The following is a 17337-nucleotide window of genomic DNA, read 5'->3' on the forward strand; positions in this document are numbered from 1 at the left end:
ATAATGGATATCATTCGTGTATTACATCATAAGTATTACTTCTGGGGGTGAGTTGAATGGCTGAACTTCGTTACAATCCGCTTTTGGACAGCTGGGTTATGGTGTCCGCAAAAAGACAATTCAGACCTTATTTACCAAAAGATCATTGCCCTTTTTGCCCGGGGTCAGGTAAAGTACCTGCCGTTTATGATGTTCATGTATTTCACAATGATTTCCCTGTACTTACTGCTGAACCTCCAGAACCCGAAGATGTAGGAGGAGGCTTGTATCAAACTAGAGAAGCTGCGGGCAGATGCGAGGTTATTCTTTATTCTTCTGATCATCATGCTACGCTACCCGATCTTACAAAATCACAAATGAAGCGGGTAATCGATCTTTGGACAAAAACTTTTGACGAATTAGATAAAGATGAAAAGCACCAATATGTAATGATTTTTGAGAACAGAGGAGAAGAAGTAGGAGTAACGATTACTCATCCTCACGGTCAAGTTTATGCCTATCCGTTTATTCCTCAAAAAGTAAAGGTTGAATTAGATAATTGTAAAAAGCACTTACAAAAAACTGGACGAAATATGTTTGATGACATGATTAAAGAGGAGAAACGGTTTGGTCAAAGAGTAGTTTTAGAGAATGATTATTTTATTGCATTTATTCCTTTTTTTACTGACACTCCTTTTGGCCTTTTTATTGTAAGTAAAGAAAATAAAACGGCACTGACGGATTTTTCTGAAGAGGAAAAGAACGCTTTGGGCGATATTCTTCAAGAAGTGATTGGCGGCATGGACCACTTATTTAACCGTACGTTTCCATTTATGATGGGTATCCATGGAAGACCCAGCAACTCAGAAAATGTTGAAAGCTATTATCGTTTTCACATAGAGTTTTATTCACCAATGCAAACAAAGGAAAAATTAAAACTAAATGCAGCATCTGAGACTGCGGGCTGGGCAGTAGCTATCCCAACTAGAGCAGAAGATAATGCTGTTTTACTAAGGAAAGCCATTCAGGAATTTTGGGAGAATGGCGGAATAAAAAATAAATAAATGTACTGCAATCATTCAATTCCAGGCACTTATTTAAGTGTCTTTTTTTAATGGCCACATATAGGGTATACAATATTTTTTTTATGTTAAACCTGAATACGACTCTATTTTAGTGATGGGGTGTTCTTATGTCATTTAAAAAGATTGCTTCCAATGAACAAAAATTGCTTTACATTGCACTTTCAATTATTCTTCTCTATTTATCACCTTTATTCATTTTAGGTGAAAATGCACATATTCGTGTTCATGATAACCTTGATTCAAATCTCGCCTGGTATAAAGTTTTAAAAGAAAGCGGACAGATATTTGGCGGGGTACATTCAACGATTCCTCAGATTATTAACGGACTTCCCCGGAACGCACTTGGAACAGAATTTAGCGGTATTGTCTGGCTTCACGCGATTTTCCCGACAATGATTGCTTATGCAATAAGTCAAAGCATAACAAGGTTTTTTGCTTTTGTAGGCATGTATTTATTATTAAAAAAACATTTCTTACACGAGAAAAAGTATGCAGTGATCACGATTGGTACTGCCCTGGCTTTTGCTCTCACTCCATTTTGGCCATCCGGGATGCTAAGCACACTTGGTATGCCATTAGCATTATGGGCATTCTTAAATATTCGTAATGGTGAAAAAGGGTGGAAGAACTATTTGGTTCTTGCTCTTTTGCCCTTTTATTCGAGTTTTGTTTTAGGCTTTTTCTTCTTTTTATTTGCAATGGGTATTTTTTGGCTTACAGATGTACTGCGTAAAAAGGGCTGGAATTGGTCTTTCTTTTTTTCAATCTTGTTTATGACTTCCGTATTTATGTTAGTTGAATATCGATTAGTTTACTCGTTTATTTATGACGATGAACCGAATACAAGGGACGAGTATTTTCATGCAAGATTGCCATTTTGGTGGGTGACCAGGCTTACGTTTAAGAACTTTGTACTTGGTCATACTCATGTCATGACTGTTCATGGTTTGTTTATTTTGCTGGTTACCATACTCGCTTTGATAGTAGTCATTTGGAAAAGGCTGTGGCAGCAGGAAAAAGTTTTTGTATTCCTGTTAGCACTAAATTTTATTCTATCAGCATGGTATGCGTTTTGGTTTTATAAAGGGTGGCTTCCATTAACCGAAAGATTTCATTTTATGGATACTTTTAATTTTGCGAGGTTTCACTTTTTACGTCCTTTAGTGATTTATATGGGGTTTGCTTTGGGTCTTAAAATTATTTGGGACTATAATACACTTAAAAATACTATTCCTTATTTTATCTTAGGACAGATTGTATTGTTATGTTTGTTTAACGACGAGTTTATTTATCGTAAAAAACCTACAGTAAAAGAATTTTATGCTGAAGAACTCTTCCAAGACATAGAAAAATATATTGACCGTCCTTTGGATAGCTACAGGGTCGCAAGTATAGGAATACATCCAGCCATCGCACAATACAACGGATTTTACACACTGGATACCTATAACAATTTCTATCCATTAACATACAAATACGCCTTTCGGGAAATAATGGATAAAGAATTAGCAAAAAATAAGCGGCTGCGCACCTACTATGATGAGTGGGGAGGACGCTGTTACATATTTACAGACCAGTTAGGCAAGCATTATATGTTCAAAAAGAACTCCAGTGAAACGTTAAAGAACCTGCAGCTTAATATAGAACCTTTCAAACAGCTTGGGGGAGAATATATTTTTTCAGCGCTTCCTATAGAAAATGCTGCTGAAATAAAGCTGGAGTTAGAAAACGTTTTTGAATCCGATACGGCCGCATGGAAAATCTATTTATATAAAGCAATGTAAACAGCCAGGAGGTACTTTCATGAAACAGCCAGCTTTAACAATTGTTGTTCCTTGCTACAACGAGGAAGAAGTATTGCCAATTACGATAGATGCCCTTGATGTTCTGCTTAAAAGAATGATATCGGAGGAACTGATTTCCGATGATAGCAAGCTGTTATTTGTAGATGATGGCAGCAAGGATCAAACATGGGCCATTATTCATAAAGAAGGTTTAAGAAATGATAATGTCAGGGGTTTAAAGCTAGCAGGAAATGTAGGACATCAAAACGCCTTGCTTGCTGGACTTTTTACAGCAAAGGAAACTTCAGACTGTGTTTTATCAATTGATGCTGATCTACAAGACGATATTTCAGTAATACCTCAATTTATTGAGCACTTCAATAAAGGCTGTGATATTGTCTATGGCGTTAGAAAAAAGCGAGACTGCGATACATTTTTTAAACGTAATACAGCTGAATTCTTTTATAAGTTCATGAACAAAATGGGTGTAAATCTCGTTTATAATCATGCGGATTTTCGATTGATGAGTAAAAGAGCTTTAATTGAATTGGAAAAGTTCGAGGAAGTAAATATGTTCTTAAGAGGTATTGTACCACTTATCGGATATGAGTCTTCTTCCGTTTATTATGACCGTAAGGAAAGACTGGCTGGAGAAACAAAGTACCCGCTTAAAAAGATGCTTTATTTTGCCTTTGACGGCATTACTTCATTTTCTGTAACTCCTATTCGTTTTGTCCTCCTGACAGGATTGATTTCTTTTTTTGTAAGCTTGTTGTTTGGTGTTTATTTCTTAGCCTTAAAGTTTATCGGAAATACAGAAACCGGATGGACATCCCTTATTACATCCATCTGGCTGATCGGAGGGCTTCAGCTTATTGGCATCGGATTAATTGGCGAATATATCGGTAAAATCTACAAAGAATCAAAGAAGCGCCCTAAGTATATCGTTGAAACTGACTCAAATCATCTTCCAAAGCCGCTTCAACTAAAAAATACACAGAGAGCTAAAGATGAATCATATAATCTCAACCTTCGAAAACTTCCTGAAACCAACTAATTCATTTTTAAAGTTCGTCATAGTTGGAGTAATAAATACGTGTATTGGGCTTTCCGTTATCTTTATATTAATAAATATATTTCATATTGGGTATTGGCCAGCAACTTTTATAGGCAATGCGGCAGGTGCTGCTATTAGTTATATTTTGAATCGGAAATTCACATTTCAAAGTAAAACATCGATAGGACGCAGCAGTATCAGGTTTTTGACAGTCATTCTGATTTCTTATTTTGGGGCATATAGCCTGAGTGATCAAATTATAAACACTGCATTTCAGCATGCAGATCTTCAAATTATTACTAATAAAGAAGCATCTGTTTTATTGGGTTCTTGTTTATATACTTTTGCTAATTATTTGGGGCAAAAATATTTTGTTTTTACCCGTTGAGGTGACCATACTATGAAACGAAAATTCCTACTAATTTTAAGTGTTGCATATACCGTTTTTATGGCTTACCTTTGTTTTTACTATTTCACAAAAGGTGAAACCCATAGCTATCAGGTAGCTTTTGGCGGTATCTTCTGTGGACTGGTGCCATTAAGTTTAATTCTTTTTACAAAGATAAAATTTAATATGCCTATCATGCTTTCTTATTTTGCTTTTCTGTTCGCCTCACAATATCTAGGATCCATCTTAGGCTTTTATCATCTTGGTTGGTGGGATACCTTTTTACATCTTTTAAGCGGAGCACTATTGGCATTTGTCGGAATAGCACTTTATGAACGTATGACACACCAGCATGCAAGAAGTAATATTTCATACTGGCTAGTATTTCTTTTTGTACTGTCCTTTTCAGTATTTGGCGGAGTAGTATGGGAAATCTATGAGTTCAGTATGGATCAGTTCTTTTCTATGACATTACAAGGCGGAGGAAATTTTGATACGATGATTGATCTTCTTGCCGATACCGCAGGAGGATTGCTAATCGCAATAATTGCATCTGTAAGAACAAAAAGAAGGTTTAAAATGTCTTAAAAACCAAATCAATTATCCAAACCACTGTTTCCCAACAGTGGTTTTTTTATGTTTAAATTTAAATGCTGGCAATGTCATTGTTTTTTAACAAACAAAAAACGCTCCATTTACTTAATCTTAATAACGATTTAGTAATGTGAAGAAGACACTTTACTAAGGAGGATTAGATGAAGAAGTTAATAAAAGCTTCAAATATAACACTCGCGGCACTAATGCTGCTTACTTTCCCATCTTTTGCAGAAAATGCCTCAATAGTAAAAACTGCAGAAGCTGATACACAATCACCTTTTGAAGACATTGAATATCAAAACTCTCAAAAATTACAAAAAGGGATCAAATATTCGCGAATTGTTTATGGAAAAGCAAGTCAGGAAGCGGACTACATGGTAAACATAGATTTTTTTACTGAAAAAGAAGAAGCCGACAAATTGAGAGAGGAACTAGCCTCTCTAGGCTATTCCTCCTTCATTAAAACCATTAACGAAAGAGCCCAAGATGATCCAGAACAAACGCCACTCGGATATTTAGTAAGAATTGGTCCTTACCAAGAAGAGTCAGAAGCTAAGTTCACAAAGGAAGAACTCGTATCTAAAGGCTATAACGATTCTAAGGTTATTTTTACTGATGAAGACGGAGAAGCTACCACTGGACCTTGGACTGTTAATGTGCTCGAAATTAACCCTAATACTTTTAAAGGAAAAATCACTCCTGTTATTGCAAATGGTAAAATCCCTGACAAAGAAACACTAACTAGTATGTCTAAGAGAATAAATGCAATTGGCGGTATTAATGGCGGATATTTTGTAATGGGGTCTAAAGATGGAACAGAAGGTGATCTTGCAGGCGTTTCAATGGTAGAAGGCAAGCTTACTAGTGAAGCTGTGAATGGACGTTCAAGTTTTATTATTAATGAGAAAAACAACGCATCTATATCCACTGTTAATACTAAGATTCATTTAGCATCATCTGATGGCGCCAAAAAAGAAATTGACGGACTAAACCGCACTCCTGGATTGATAAGAGGATGCGGTGGAATCGGAGATAATGAAACAATTCAGCCAAAACATGATTTCACTTGTTCAGATCCAAGTGAACTGATTGAGTATTCCTCAGCTTTCGGTATAAAAACTCCTTCAGGCGACGGTGCTGAAGCCGTAATTAATAACAAAGGGATAGTCACTGATATAAGAGAGTCCAGAGGAGGAACAATTCCTTTTGGCAGTACAGTTGTAGCTGGTACGGGGGAAGGCGCTGACTGGATAAAAGAACATATAAAAACTGATGAAAAAGTCGAAGTTAAGAAAAAAACAATTGCAAAGGATTCCAATATTTCTATTGGTGAAGGATCAGGAATTATTAATGGCGGACCACGGCTATTACAAAACGGTCAAATTGATATTCCTTCGACTGCAGAAGGATTTCACCAGCCTGATAATCCAGAATTCTTTTATCAGTTCGGTCAAAGACGTCATCCTCGTACTGTTGCAGGAATAAAAAGTGATGGCACAATTCTATTTGTTACGATTGATGGCAGAAAACCAGGTTTTAGTGTAGGGGCAAATTTTAAAGAAAGTGCCCAGCTTCTTAAATCTTTAGGTGCAGTTGATGCAGTCAATCTTGACGGGGGCGGTTCTACAACAATGACAGTGCATCAAAAAATGGTAAGCTCTCCGTCTGATCCAACCGGTGAACGTCCTATAGGCGACGGTATTTTGTTATTACCACAATAAAAGTTTTATGAATGAAGGAGAGGAAAGAAAATGAAAAAAATAATGCTTACACTAGCAGTTGCTGCCACGATTGGCTCAGTTACCACGGCATATGCAAATCCTGATGTTCTTCAATTAAGTTCGGACGGAAACCAATTTGAAGAAAGATTTAAGCAGCTTTCCCGTGATACGGCTTGGGAACAGAAAAATAAGGTTGATTTGCAGTTTAACACTTATCATCCGCAAGGAATGACCAAGATTGGGAACTTATTCTATATGTCTTCCGTTGAAATCATTGAAAAACCTGTGAAATACGAGCAGCCTCTTAATGGTTATGACCGTTCTGCAGGGAAAGGAATCGGCCACCTTTTCGTTTTCAATAATGAAGGGAAGCTTTTAAAAGATATTGAGCTTGGTGAAGGGAATATGTACCATCCTGGAGGCATTGCTTTCGATGGAGAGTCTATTTGGGTATCTGTTGCCGAATATCGACCTGACAGTGAATCCATCATTTATAAAGTGGATCCTAAAACGATGAAATCAAAGGAAATGTTTAGAACGAATGATCACATCGGTGGAATATTACGCGACGGCAAGAAAGGAAACCTCAAGGCTGTAAGCTGGGGTTCAAGAACTTTTTACGAGTTTAATCAAAAAGGGAAAATAGTAAGCAAATCCAAAAATCCAAGTCACTTTATTGACTACCAGGATTGTGAGGGTGCAGGGGAAAATATGATTTGCAGCGGAATCACAGAACTTCCGCAGAATGAAACTATTTCTGCAAAATATGAATTAGGCGGATTAGCTTTATTAAATAAGAAAACAATGAAAATTGAACATGAACTTCCAATTTCGCTATTTTCAGCTCAAGGGCACACTGCTACACGTAATCCTGTTTATGTAGAAAATAGAGATCAAGAATTTAAATTATATGCTGTACCGGATGATGACAAGTCTTCAATGCTTGTTTATGAAGCAAAATAAATACACGTTAAAGTATTATAAAAAAACACTTTGAGACCTTCAAAGTGTTTTTTATAATAAATAAACCAAAACCCATTGACCTTTACGCAGCGTAAAGGTTTAAAGTAAAATTGTCAGGAAGTGAGCACATGGAATATACCGTACAAAAGCTGGGCTTGCTGGCTGGAGTCAGTACCCGTACATTGCGTTATTATGATGAGATTGGAATTCTTAAGCCGGCAAGAATCAACTCATCTGGATATCGCATCTATGGGCAGTCAGAGGTCGATAAGCTTCAGCAAATTCTATTTTACAAGGAACTAGGACTCCATTTAGACAAAATAAAAGATATAGTAAACTCTCCTTCTTTTAATGCTGCCAAAGCTCTAAGCGAACACCGGGAACAGCTCCTCGACAAAAGAGTACAGTTAGACAGATTAATCGCCAATGTAGAAAAAACGATTAATTTTAACGAAGGGAGAATTATGATGACAGATAAAGAAAAATTTGAAGGTTTCAAACAAAAAATGGTGGAAGATAATGAAAACAAATACGGTAAAGAAATCCGTGAGAAATATGGAGACGATGCGGTAAACAAATCTAACAAAAAAGTTTTGAATATGACTCAAAGTGAGCATGATGAAGTAACTAAACTTAGTGAAGATCTGCATACTACATTAGCGGAAGCATTTAAAACCGGAGACCCTGCTGGTGAGCTGGCTCAAAAAGCAGCTGATCTGCATAAGCAATGGCTGATCTATTATTGGAGTGAATACAGCAAGGAGGCACATGCAGGGCTTGCACAAATGTACGTGGATGACGAAAGATTTACTGCCTATTATGATAAAGAACAGCCAGGAACAGCAGAATTTTTAAGAGATGCTATCTACATTTACACGGGCATGAAGCAGTAATTATAATTGGGATGTTATTAGTCAAAAGGGATAACCAAGGTTATCTCTTTTTTATTTTATTATCGAGATAGTTTACACTGATAAAAGAGACTTAAAAGGGGATGGCCAATCATGACGAAAAAAATATACTACTCTTCACCATATACAAAAGAATGGGAAACAATCATAAGGAAATCATTCACAAAAGAGAATCAATGTTTTGTGGTCTTAGAAGAAACAGCTTTTTATCCAACGGGTGGCGGGCAGCCTCACGACACGGGAACGATAAACGGTGTTGAGGTATTAGATGTTTTCACTGATGAAACAGGTGAAGTCGTTCATATGACAGAGAGGATGCCAGAGACCACACATGCTTTCTGTTCATTAAACTGGAGAAGAAGGTTCGAACACATGCAGCATCATAGCGGACAACATCTATTGTCAGCAGTATGCTACACACTTTATAACGCAAAAACTGTGAGTTTTCACCTTGGCCTAGATTATGCAACGATTGATCTTAATCTAACTGAACTTAACCCTTCACAAATGGAGAAAATAGAACAAACCGCGAATGAGGAAATATATCGTAATAGAAAAATACATACTTATTATGTAACGAGTGAGGAATTAGCTGAACTGCCTCTCCTAAAAATGCCAAAAGTGACAGAGAATATTCAAATCGTAGAGATTGAAGGCATAGAGTACAATGCATGTGGCGGAACTCACGTTTTAAGAACCGGCGAGATTGGAATTATCAAGTTAATTAAAGCAGAAAAACAAAAAGGAATGATAAAACTCTATTTCAAATGTGGGTTACGGGCACTTCAAGATTTCAATGAAAGCCACCAAATTTTAGGGAAGATAGCGGCAAAATTTAATACAGGACGTTATGAAGTAATAGGCAGGATTGAAAAGTGGGAAGAAGAAAGGAAGAGGTTGGAATCAGAACTTGCAAAAGTCAAAGAAGAAAATAATGCTTACGTTGCAAAAGAACTCCTTTTAAAGAAAGAAGAAGATTTTCTTTTTCATGTTTTTGATAACAAGTCGTTTAATGAAATAAAAGAACTTGCCATTAAAATTGCACAAGAACATAATTTGTTTATTTTATTTGCTGCAACAGAGGAAAACAAAGTGATTCTTGTCCATAATGGAACTGAAAATTTTTCCTGCGGGAAGTTCTTGAAAGAACATTTAGGATCTTTTAATGGAAAAGGCGGAGGTAATGATAAAACCGCACAAGCAGGGTTTCCATCAAAGGAAGATACAGTGAATTTTTTTGAATTTGCTAAACAAGAAATATTCCAATAAATGAATAAAATAAAGAGGAGTGCAATCGATCTTATTGCACTCCTTTTCTAATCAGATTAAAAAGATAGCTACAATGGTTGTAACAACTAACCCGATTGTAACAGGCTTCAGATTTCTTCTTGCAAGCTCAAATGGATCTACACCGCAAATTGCAGCCGCCGGAATTAATGCCCATGGCACCAAAGTTCCTCCGCCTACCCATATTGCTGCAATCTGCCCTAAGGCAGTTAAAGTTGCAGCACCAGCTCCGATTGCTGTGCCAAAGATATTGGCAACAGAACCAGCTAAGGAAATACCCGAAAAGCCTGAACCATCAAGTCCAGTAATTGCACCGACTGCTGTTAACGTAACAGCACCAATCTCTTTACTTAATGGAACGACAGAGGCTAATGCCAATCCGAGATCGTTAACAATACCTTGTGAAGTTTTCGGTAAGAATTCACCTATAATTTTTATGAAACCAGAGTCACCTAAATAAAAGAAAGCAGCGATGGGTATTACAGGGCCGAAGACTTTGAAACCAAATTGAAAACCGTCAATCATGTAGGAAGTCGTTTTCTCAAGTCCCTTATTTTTATGGCTGACCATTGTAATCAATAAAAGAATAAAAACAGATGTACCGCCAATTAACGCTGTTGCATCACCGCCCTGAAGCTTTAGGATGGACATTGCTGCAACATCAAGTGCGAACATAATGGGGATAAATAGAGCAAAGAATTTTTTTTGACCTTCAGATAAAAGATTCTTTTTTTGTTCAGACGGCAGTTCTTTTACTGATTCATCTGTCACGCCAGTTGAAGCGGTTAGTTTTCCTGTTTTCATATCCCGTCTTAAAAAATAAAAGGCAGCTACAGTTGTTACTAACCCCATAACAAAAACAAGCGGAACGCTGGCACTGATTACCTCGCTTACTGGAAGCCCCGCTGCATCAGCTGTTAGTTTAGGAGCAGCTTGAATGATGAAATCACCCGATAAAGCTATTCCGTGCCCAAAAAGGTTCATAGCCATTGCTACTCCAAGTGCAGGCAAACCTACACGGATTGCTACTGGAAGAAGAACTGCACCCATGAGCGCAACCGCAGGCGAAGGCCAGAAAAACCACGAGATTATCATCATTAAAATTCCAATGGTCCAATAGGCAAGTGCAGGTGTGCGGATCAGCTTGGAAAATGGTGAGATCATCACATCGTTAATACCGGTCGTAGTTAAGGTTCTGCTCATTGCAACAATAATAGATATAACAAGTATTGTTGGAAGAAGCTCTGTAATAGCATAAATGAAACTATTAAATATACTGCTGATCGAACCGCTTAATGAACCAGTTGCTGCGATCGCAATTAAGAAAATACCGACGATACAAATTAGAGTCGTATCACGTCTTTTTACCATAAAACCAATGATTAAGCCTATAAACACAACATAAATCCAATGCAGCGCTGTTAGTTCAACGCCCATTTAAATACCTCCCCTGTGAACGGGTAATTAGCCCTTTCGTAATGTAATACAGAATATGTAAGGAAGGGGAAGTGGTGAGAGCGTTAGAAAGCTTATTAACGATCGAGAGTGTAGAACGCTGTCAGCAGATTGTCGACTCGTGGATAAATGGTAAAAATTTTTGGATTCAGGGCTGGAATTTTTGGATTCAGACCCAAAATTTTTGGATTGGAGCATAAAACTTTTGGATTCAGGCTCTCAACTTCTTGTTTCATTATTCTTTTAATTCCGATTTAACGATCTGAAGAGATTGATAGGCGTAATACGAGATAATAAAAATAAAAAGGGTATAAAATACGTTCCAGATTAAATTCTCTGATAGCAACTGTTTAATGTCTAAATATTTTAATACGTTATTAATCAGGTCCAAGAAAAACACATGGATAATATAGATACCAAGCGCGTTACCGCCAACTTTTGTAATCCACATTCTTTTGCCAACCTTTCCATTGTTCAGAGCAAAGAAGAATAGAAAAGCAGTAACAAGAATCGTTGAGAAAAAGTATTCACCATGGCTGCCATCCAATACTTTGTCTAACAAATATCCTTCCATTACTTGAATAAAGGTACAGATTATTGCTAAACCGAGATAGGTTATTCCGCTTATTTTCCTTAGTTTTTTTAAGTGTATGTTAACTGCAAAAACCACCCCTAATGTCGTATAAAACAAACCAAAGAAGAGAGCATCTCGTGTTGTACTTACAGGAAGGTCTAAGAACATTGTATATGCCTGTCCTAAAAGACCGATCAGGTTTAAAATCAAACTTAGAACAAACAAAACATTTATTTTTTTATATCTAATGAAAATATAAACAATGATAGTGCTCCAAATTAACGCCGTTAGGAACCACAGCTGATAACCGCTTGTTCCTTTACCATAATAAAATAAGTTTAATAGCGTAAATTTATCAAAGTATTTATTAAGATTTTCCTTTATATCATTGCCCTTAAGAAGTATCAGCAGAACATCATATATGGCATAAAAGATAAACCAGACAAAATAAATCTTCATCAGCTTATCTATATAGCTTTTCAAATGGAAAAATGATGTATCCTTTTGAATCATTTTCTGTGCAAAGAAATAACCTGAAGCAGCAAAGAAAAAAGGTACAGCGAACCTGGCGATATTATCAATAATAAAATATCCTGTAAAACCATCTAATGGGAAAATATGTATTATAACTACTGCAAATATGGCAAAAAACTTAATAAAGTCTATTGAATAAATCCGCTCCATTTTGTACCTCCTTTACTCTGGACTTTAACATTATTCACCAAACCTCATATATTCAAAATCCTTACAGTAAAATAAAATAGTAAGTAGTGACACAATTTAGCAGTTACTGTAAAATTATGACTATCATAAATTTATAATTCAGAAGAGATAACCACTGTTATCTCTTTTCTTTTTCATTCATACATTCAACAAAGGAGTTATCAAGGGGGATATATAATGGATAAGCCCAGATTTATCAGGGATTTAAACGAGCTGAAAAAAGGAGGGTATATTAAAGAAAAAGACTACCTGACAGTAGTGGACGGGTATCACAGATATTCAGATGATCTTAAAATAAAGGAAACTTTGATAAAGGCTGAACCAATAAAGCAAGAACCGGTTCAGTCAAAACCAGTAAAACCAATCGTTCAGCCAAAGCCTAAAATTGAATTAACACCTGAACAGAAAAGGGAAAAAAATATCACTTCATTGATGGCAGCTGGTGTTATTCTCCTTTTATTAGGTGGATTAACACTTGCAACAAGCAATTGGGAAGTATTCAGTTCACTTACAAAAACGATGCTTGTCGGCGGAATCGCTGTTTTGTTTGGAGGTTTGGGAGCACTGTCTGAAAAAGTGCTGAAGATCAGAAAAACAGCTTTTACATTTTTTGTTTTGTTTGCTTTATTTATTCCGATTACAATTTTGTCTGGTGGATATTTCGAGTTGTTCGGCAACTGGCTTAGTTTCTACGGAGAAGGAAGATATGTTCTAGGTGTACTCACAACCGTTCTATGTGTTCCGGTCTATTTTGGGTTTGGCCGCTATTTTCAGTCAAAACTGTTTAGCTGGATTACTTTTATTGCTAGTTCGATAGGGTATGCTTATTTGTTATTAACTCTAGGATTCACAAAGCATGTCTTTTATTTTGCTTACGCACTAGGGAATATCGGATATATAGCTTTATATCATGTGAATCGATCAAAAAGACAAGATGTATTCATTAAAACTTTACCAGTCTTTATACAGGCAAACTTGATTCTATCAACTGTTTTGATTCTTATTTTATTCGATAATCAGCTTTATCAAAGCTTTAATATTATCTTGACTGCCGTTTTATATTTATCAATGAGAATGGTTAATCAGAGAAAAGAGTACGAACTTTTATTTATTGGATTCATTACGTATGGACTGTTCCAGCTCATACAAAATTCATTTTTAATTGATTACAGTTTATTGCTGGTCGTTCTGATCCCTTTAGTTTTACTAATGATTGGCAAGGTTTCAGATAAACAGCTAGCAACTTATTATCAACTAGCAAATGGTGCAATTTCGGTACTGGCATTCTTATTTATTACAGTTAACAGTGTCTTGTTATCAGCAGGAGAGGGAAGCATCTGGCTTTTGTTAGGGTATTTAGTTCTTTCTGGGAATTTTATTTATTTAAGCTATCAAACTTCATTTTTATTCTTTAAATACTTGGCACCGTTTTATGTAATATGTACTTTTATGGAATTGTATCATTTGATGGGAAGCCCTTATAGAGAATACTGGGCACTAGCGATCGGTATCTCTGCTGCTTTAGCATATGGAGTCGGGCAATTCCTCAAACCGCTGCACAGATCCAGTCTGATCGTTGGAGGCGGATGTTTACTTTTAAGTTTTTTATTAACTTCTTTAACAGAACTTTATTTACAGGCAGCTATTATATCCTTGCTTTTGACAAGTTTGGCACTGCGCCATTATTTAATGGAAAATGAGAAGAAAAGATACTTAGCTTGGCTAACTTCCGTGTTTCTTTTTAGTTCAGTATTCTATACAGGGATGAAATTCTTGCAGGAGCCTAAGCTTTCTTTATCGATAGGATTAGGGAGCATTGTATTACTTGGTTTATATATTTGGAATAAAAACCATGTAATGTTTTCTGCGGTTTTTATTTCAATGGCAGCTGTTTCAGCAATTGTTAATTTCATTGTGGCAACGTTTGATGGAAGCTTTACTTGGATTAAATTTTCCTCTTCGCTGCTATTAATAGCAGCATTATGGTTTGCTACACAGCATTTTAAAGTAAAAGCTGGTTATGCAGGTATTCAGTTTGGTTTATTCTTAGCATTGTTTTATATAGCAGAGTTAGCCGGATTCTCGTTAACAGATAGCAACTCTGCTTATTTGTATATAGGAATAGCTTATCTGCTATTTGTAAGCGGAGAGTACTTTAAACGCTTTGATGCAAGCAGTGAATATCCCATTAAAACTGTTTCTCACATTTTCTTAGTGTTAACGATTGGGTTTGCCATTTTGGTATCACAAGATGCATTGCCGTTTACTCTTTTAGCCATTCTATATGGGATGTATATGATCCGCACGTTAAAAGAATATGAACTTAGATTTTACTTTTACTCAGGATTAACAATGCTTGCTGTAGCTTTTCATTATTTTATATCCGAATGGCTTCCGCAGGAAGGACCAGTTATCTTTAGTGTCCTGCTTGCAGGATTATATTTCATTTTGAAACCGCATTGGAAAGACAGAATTGTTATTTATATTGTTCCGTTTTCACTGCTTTTTCTTGGTGAATATATTATAAGCCGGGGATTAAACCCAACATACTTATTTATACATGCAGGATTGCTTATCGGGTTTATTCATTTCTATCAATCTTTGAAAGGCTATTGGAAGTATGCCGCTTCTATCATTCTCGTTTATTTAATAATCGATATAGAAGAACTGTTGATGGTGTACGCGGTTCAACCAGAAAGCAAAGCATTAATTTGGTTTTCAGCGGGATTACTTACTTCCTTGGCTGGAATGTTCTACAATAAGAAGGTTTTTTCAAAAACGCCTAAGTTTTCTATTGATGTGTTCGCAGTATTTGGAGTCATTTATGTATCTGCTGGATTTAATTATTCACAAGGATTCCTGTCAACGGCAGGACTTGCATTGCTCGCGATTCTATTTTATCTTCACGCAAGACGATTAGGAGAATTCGAAACAGGTAAGAAAATACTGCAAACCATTTCAAGTTTGTTCGTAATATTTTCTTACTATTCTTTCATCAACCAATTCAAAGTACCTGCAATTGTAAACACTGAACTAAATGTATTGCCTTGGATTCTCTTAAGTTATGTGATAACGAGAAAGACTTGGAAACTATCTGATAAGATGGCAACTTCAGTTCAATACTCTTTGCTTGGCATCATTGCTGCATTACTAATGATTGATGCCATGCAAAGCTATAAAGTAATGGATGCAATCATTCTTGGTACACTGTCATTTGTGAGTATTATTTATGGTTTTATATCCAGACAAAAAAGCTATTTCTTTACAGGGATGATTGTTCTGCTATTGAATGTCTTAATTCAGACGCGTCCTTATTGGGGCAGTATGCCATGGTGGGTGTATTTGCTGTTAACCGGAATATTACTTATTGGTTTTGCTAGTTTCAATGAGTTCAAGAAGCAGAAAGGGATCGAATCACCTCCGTTAAAAGAAGTTCTCTTAAAGAAATGGAATCAATGGTTTGGAGAATGGAAATAATGGATAGTTCAGCTGATATTAGGGGGAATTATTTTGAGCGGGGATCAGTCAATGCCCAAAATTACAATGGGTATGCTTTTTAGGAACAAAGTTATACGTACAATATTATTTTCAGTGTTTTTTCTTCAAATCGGCATTTGGGTTCGTAACTACTCCATTCTTTTGTATGTCATTGAAAAAACAAATGAGAATCCAATCGCGGTGTCATTAATATCTGTTGCAGAATTCGCACCAATCTTTTTATTCTCTTTTATAGGCGGAACATTTGCAGATCGATGGAAACCGAAAAAGACAATGATATGGTGTGACCTGCTAAGTGCAGTTTCCATTTTCGCCGTGTTGCTTACTCTGTTATTTGGAAGCTGGAAGATCATCTTTTTTGCGACTCTTGTTTCATCTATATTGTCACAGTTCTCACAGCCATCGGGAATGAAATTGTTTAAGATACATGTACCAGAAGCGATGGTTCAAATAGGTATGTCCATGTATCAGACTCTATTTGCGGTATTTATGATTCTTGGACCAATTCTTGGAACGTACATTTATCAGCAGTTTGGTATTAATGCAGCAATAGGTATTATGGGAATAGCTTTTGTTTTATCTGCTGTCATCCTAACTTTATTGCCTCCTGATCAAGAGGTAGAAGAGCAAGAGGAGAAATCGTCCATCTGGCATGAAATGAAGGAGGGCTTCAGTTATGTATTAAGCAAACGTACCTTAACCCTCCTTGGAGCCTGTTTTGCTTTAGCAGGTCTGGCATTAGGATTAACACAGCCGTTAACCGTATTTTTAGTTACCGAGCAGTTAGGACTCCCTAAAGAACAGCTTCAATGGCTGATGGCAGCATTCGGAACCGGAATGATTCTCGGCGGAGGCTTAACGATTGGAATAGCAAGTAAAATAAAGCCACAAGTTTTGTTGTCATTTGGATTAGGGGCAAGTGCTTTAGGATTCTTCATTATGGGAATTTCTACAGAATTCTGGCTGACTCTAACTGCCGAGTTTTTAAGCGGTCTGTTTATGCCTTGTATCCACATAGGAATAAATACACTTATTTTACAGGGTACTGAACAAAAGTTTATTGGAAGAGTAAATGGCATCTTAAATCCATTATTCATGGGTGCAATGGTACTGACAATGTCAATCACGGGATGGCTGAAAGAAACCTTCTCATTAATTGTGATGTTTGAAGGAGCAGCTATTTTGTTTGCATTCGGAATCTTGACAATGGTTCCTCTTATGAAAAGAAGTCCAATTGTTCAAAATGAGGTGCAAAATTCGTAAAAAAAGAAAGCTGGAATTCGTTCCAGCTTTCTTTTTTTGAAGGAAATTCCTT

Annotated in this window: 14 protein-coding genes; 12 read left to right on the plus strand and 2 right to left on the minus strand. The window is 36.4% G+C overall.

Annotated elements, in window-relative coordinates; all coding sequences use genetic code 11:
* Positions 1 to 56: 56 nt before the first annotated feature.
* The 9 genes from galT to ABE41_RS11205 all read left to right on the plus strand — a co-directional run bounded on the left by galT (position 57) and on the right by ABE41_RS11205 (position 9754).
* Positions 57 to 1043: a galactose-1-phosphate uridylyltransferase gene (gene galT, locus ABE41_RS11165; RefSeq protein ID WP_066290140.1), complete on the plus strand. Its 987-nt coding sequence runs from the start codon at positions 57 to 59 to the stop codon at positions 1041 to 1043.
* 128 nt (positions 1044 to 1171) lie between these two features.
* A complete protein-coding gene (locus tag ABE41_RS11170; RefSeq protein ID WP_066290143.1) occupies positions 1172 to 2848 on the plus strand; it encodes a DUF6044 family protein in 1677 nt (558 codons plus the stop codon).
* 19 nt (positions 2849 to 2867) lie between these two features.
* Entirely contained in the window at positions 2868 to 3905 is a 1038-nt protein-coding gene (locus ABE41_RS11175) for a glycosyltransferase (protein WP_066290149.1), read from the plus strand.
* On the plus strand, positions 3859 to 4293 hold the full coding sequence (locus tag ABE41_RS11180; protein WP_066290151.1) for a GtrA family protein: 435 nt from the start codon (positions 3859 to 3861) through the stop codon (positions 4291 to 4293). Before ABE41_RS11175 ends, ABE41_RS11180 begins: the two co-directional genes overlap by 47 nt.
* Before the next feature lie 12 nt (positions 4294 to 4305).
* Complete coding sequence (locus ABE41_RS11185) at positions 4306 to 4881, plus strand: DUF2238 domain-containing protein (protein ID WP_066290153.1); 576 nt, start codon at positions 4306 to 4308, stop codon at positions 4879 to 4881.
* Between the two features lie 167 nt (positions 4882 to 5048).
* On the plus strand, positions 5049 to 6611 hold the full coding sequence (locus ABE41_RS11190) for a phosphodiester glycosidase family protein (RefSeq protein WP_066290158.1): 1563 nt from the start codon (positions 5049 to 5051) through the stop codon (positions 6609 to 6611).
* Between the two features lie 30 nt (positions 6612 to 6641).
* On the plus strand, positions 6642 to 7574 hold the full coding sequence (locus ABE41_RS11195) for a DUF6454 family protein (RefSeq protein ID WP_066290160.1): 933 nt from the start codon (positions 6642 to 6644) through the stop codon (positions 7572 to 7574).
* Positions 7575 to 7702: 128 nt separating this feature from the next.
* Complete coding sequence (locus tag ABE41_RS11200; protein WP_066290162.1) at positions 7703 to 8467, plus strand: MerR family transcriptional regulator; 765 nt, start codon at positions 7703 to 7705, stop codon at positions 8465 to 8467.
* 111 nt (positions 8468 to 8578) lie between these two features.
* On the plus strand, positions 8579 to 9754 hold the full coding sequence (locus ABE41_RS11205; protein WP_066290163.1) for an alanyl-tRNA editing protein: 1176 nt from the start codon (positions 8579 to 8581) through the stop codon (positions 9752 to 9754).
* Between the two features lie 51 nt (positions 9755 to 9805).
* Here ABE41_RS11205 and ABE41_RS11210 read toward each other — a convergent pair whose 3' ends face one another.
* Complete coding sequence (locus tag ABE41_RS11210) at positions 9806 to 11209, minus strand: hypothetical protein (protein WP_066290164.1); 1404 nt, start codon at positions 11207 to 11209, stop codon at positions 9806 to 9808.
* Positions 11210 to 11283: 74 nt separating this feature from the next.
* On the opposite strand from ABE41_RS11210, the gene ABE41_RS21050 reads away from it, so the two are divergent.
* Positions 11284 to 11427 carry a hypothetical protein gene (locus tag ABE41_RS21050; protein WP_156774264.1) on the plus strand — a complete coding sequence of 48 codons (144 nt, stop codon included), beginning with the start codon at positions 11284 to 11286 and terminating at the stop codon, positions 11425 to 11427.
* Positions 11428 to 11462: 35 nt separating this feature from the next.
* Here ABE41_RS21050 and ABE41_RS11215 read toward each other — a convergent pair whose 3' ends face one another.
* The gene (locus ABE41_RS11215; RefSeq protein ID WP_066290167.1) at positions 11463 to 12485 is read right to left on the minus strand and encodes an acyltransferase; all 1023 of its coding nucleotides are present in this window, start codon (positions 12483 to 12485) and stop codon (positions 11463 to 11465) included.
* A 216-nt stretch (positions 12486 to 12701) separates the two neighbouring features.
* Between ABE41_RS11215 and ABE41_RS11220 the strand changes: the two genes are divergently transcribed.
* Positions 12702 to 16001, plus strand: a complete 3300-nt coding sequence (locus ABE41_RS11220; RefSeq protein WP_066290171.1) for a hypothetical protein — start codon at positions 12702 to 12704, stop codon at positions 15999 to 16001.
* 51 nt (positions 16002 to 16052) lie between these two features.
* The gene (locus ABE41_RS11225; protein ID WP_066294799.1) at positions 16053 to 17285 is read left to right on the plus strand and encodes an MFS transporter; all 1233 of its coding nucleotides are present in this window, start codon (positions 16053 to 16055) and stop codon (positions 17283 to 17285) included.
* The last annotated feature ends 52 nt before the right edge of the window (positions 17286 to 17337 follow it).

Origin of the sequence: Fictibacillus arsenicus, from assembly GCF_001642935.1 — a bacterium.
Lineage (GTDB): Bacteria > Bacillota > Bacilli > Bacillales > Fictibacillaceae > Fictibacillus > Fictibacillus arsenicus_B.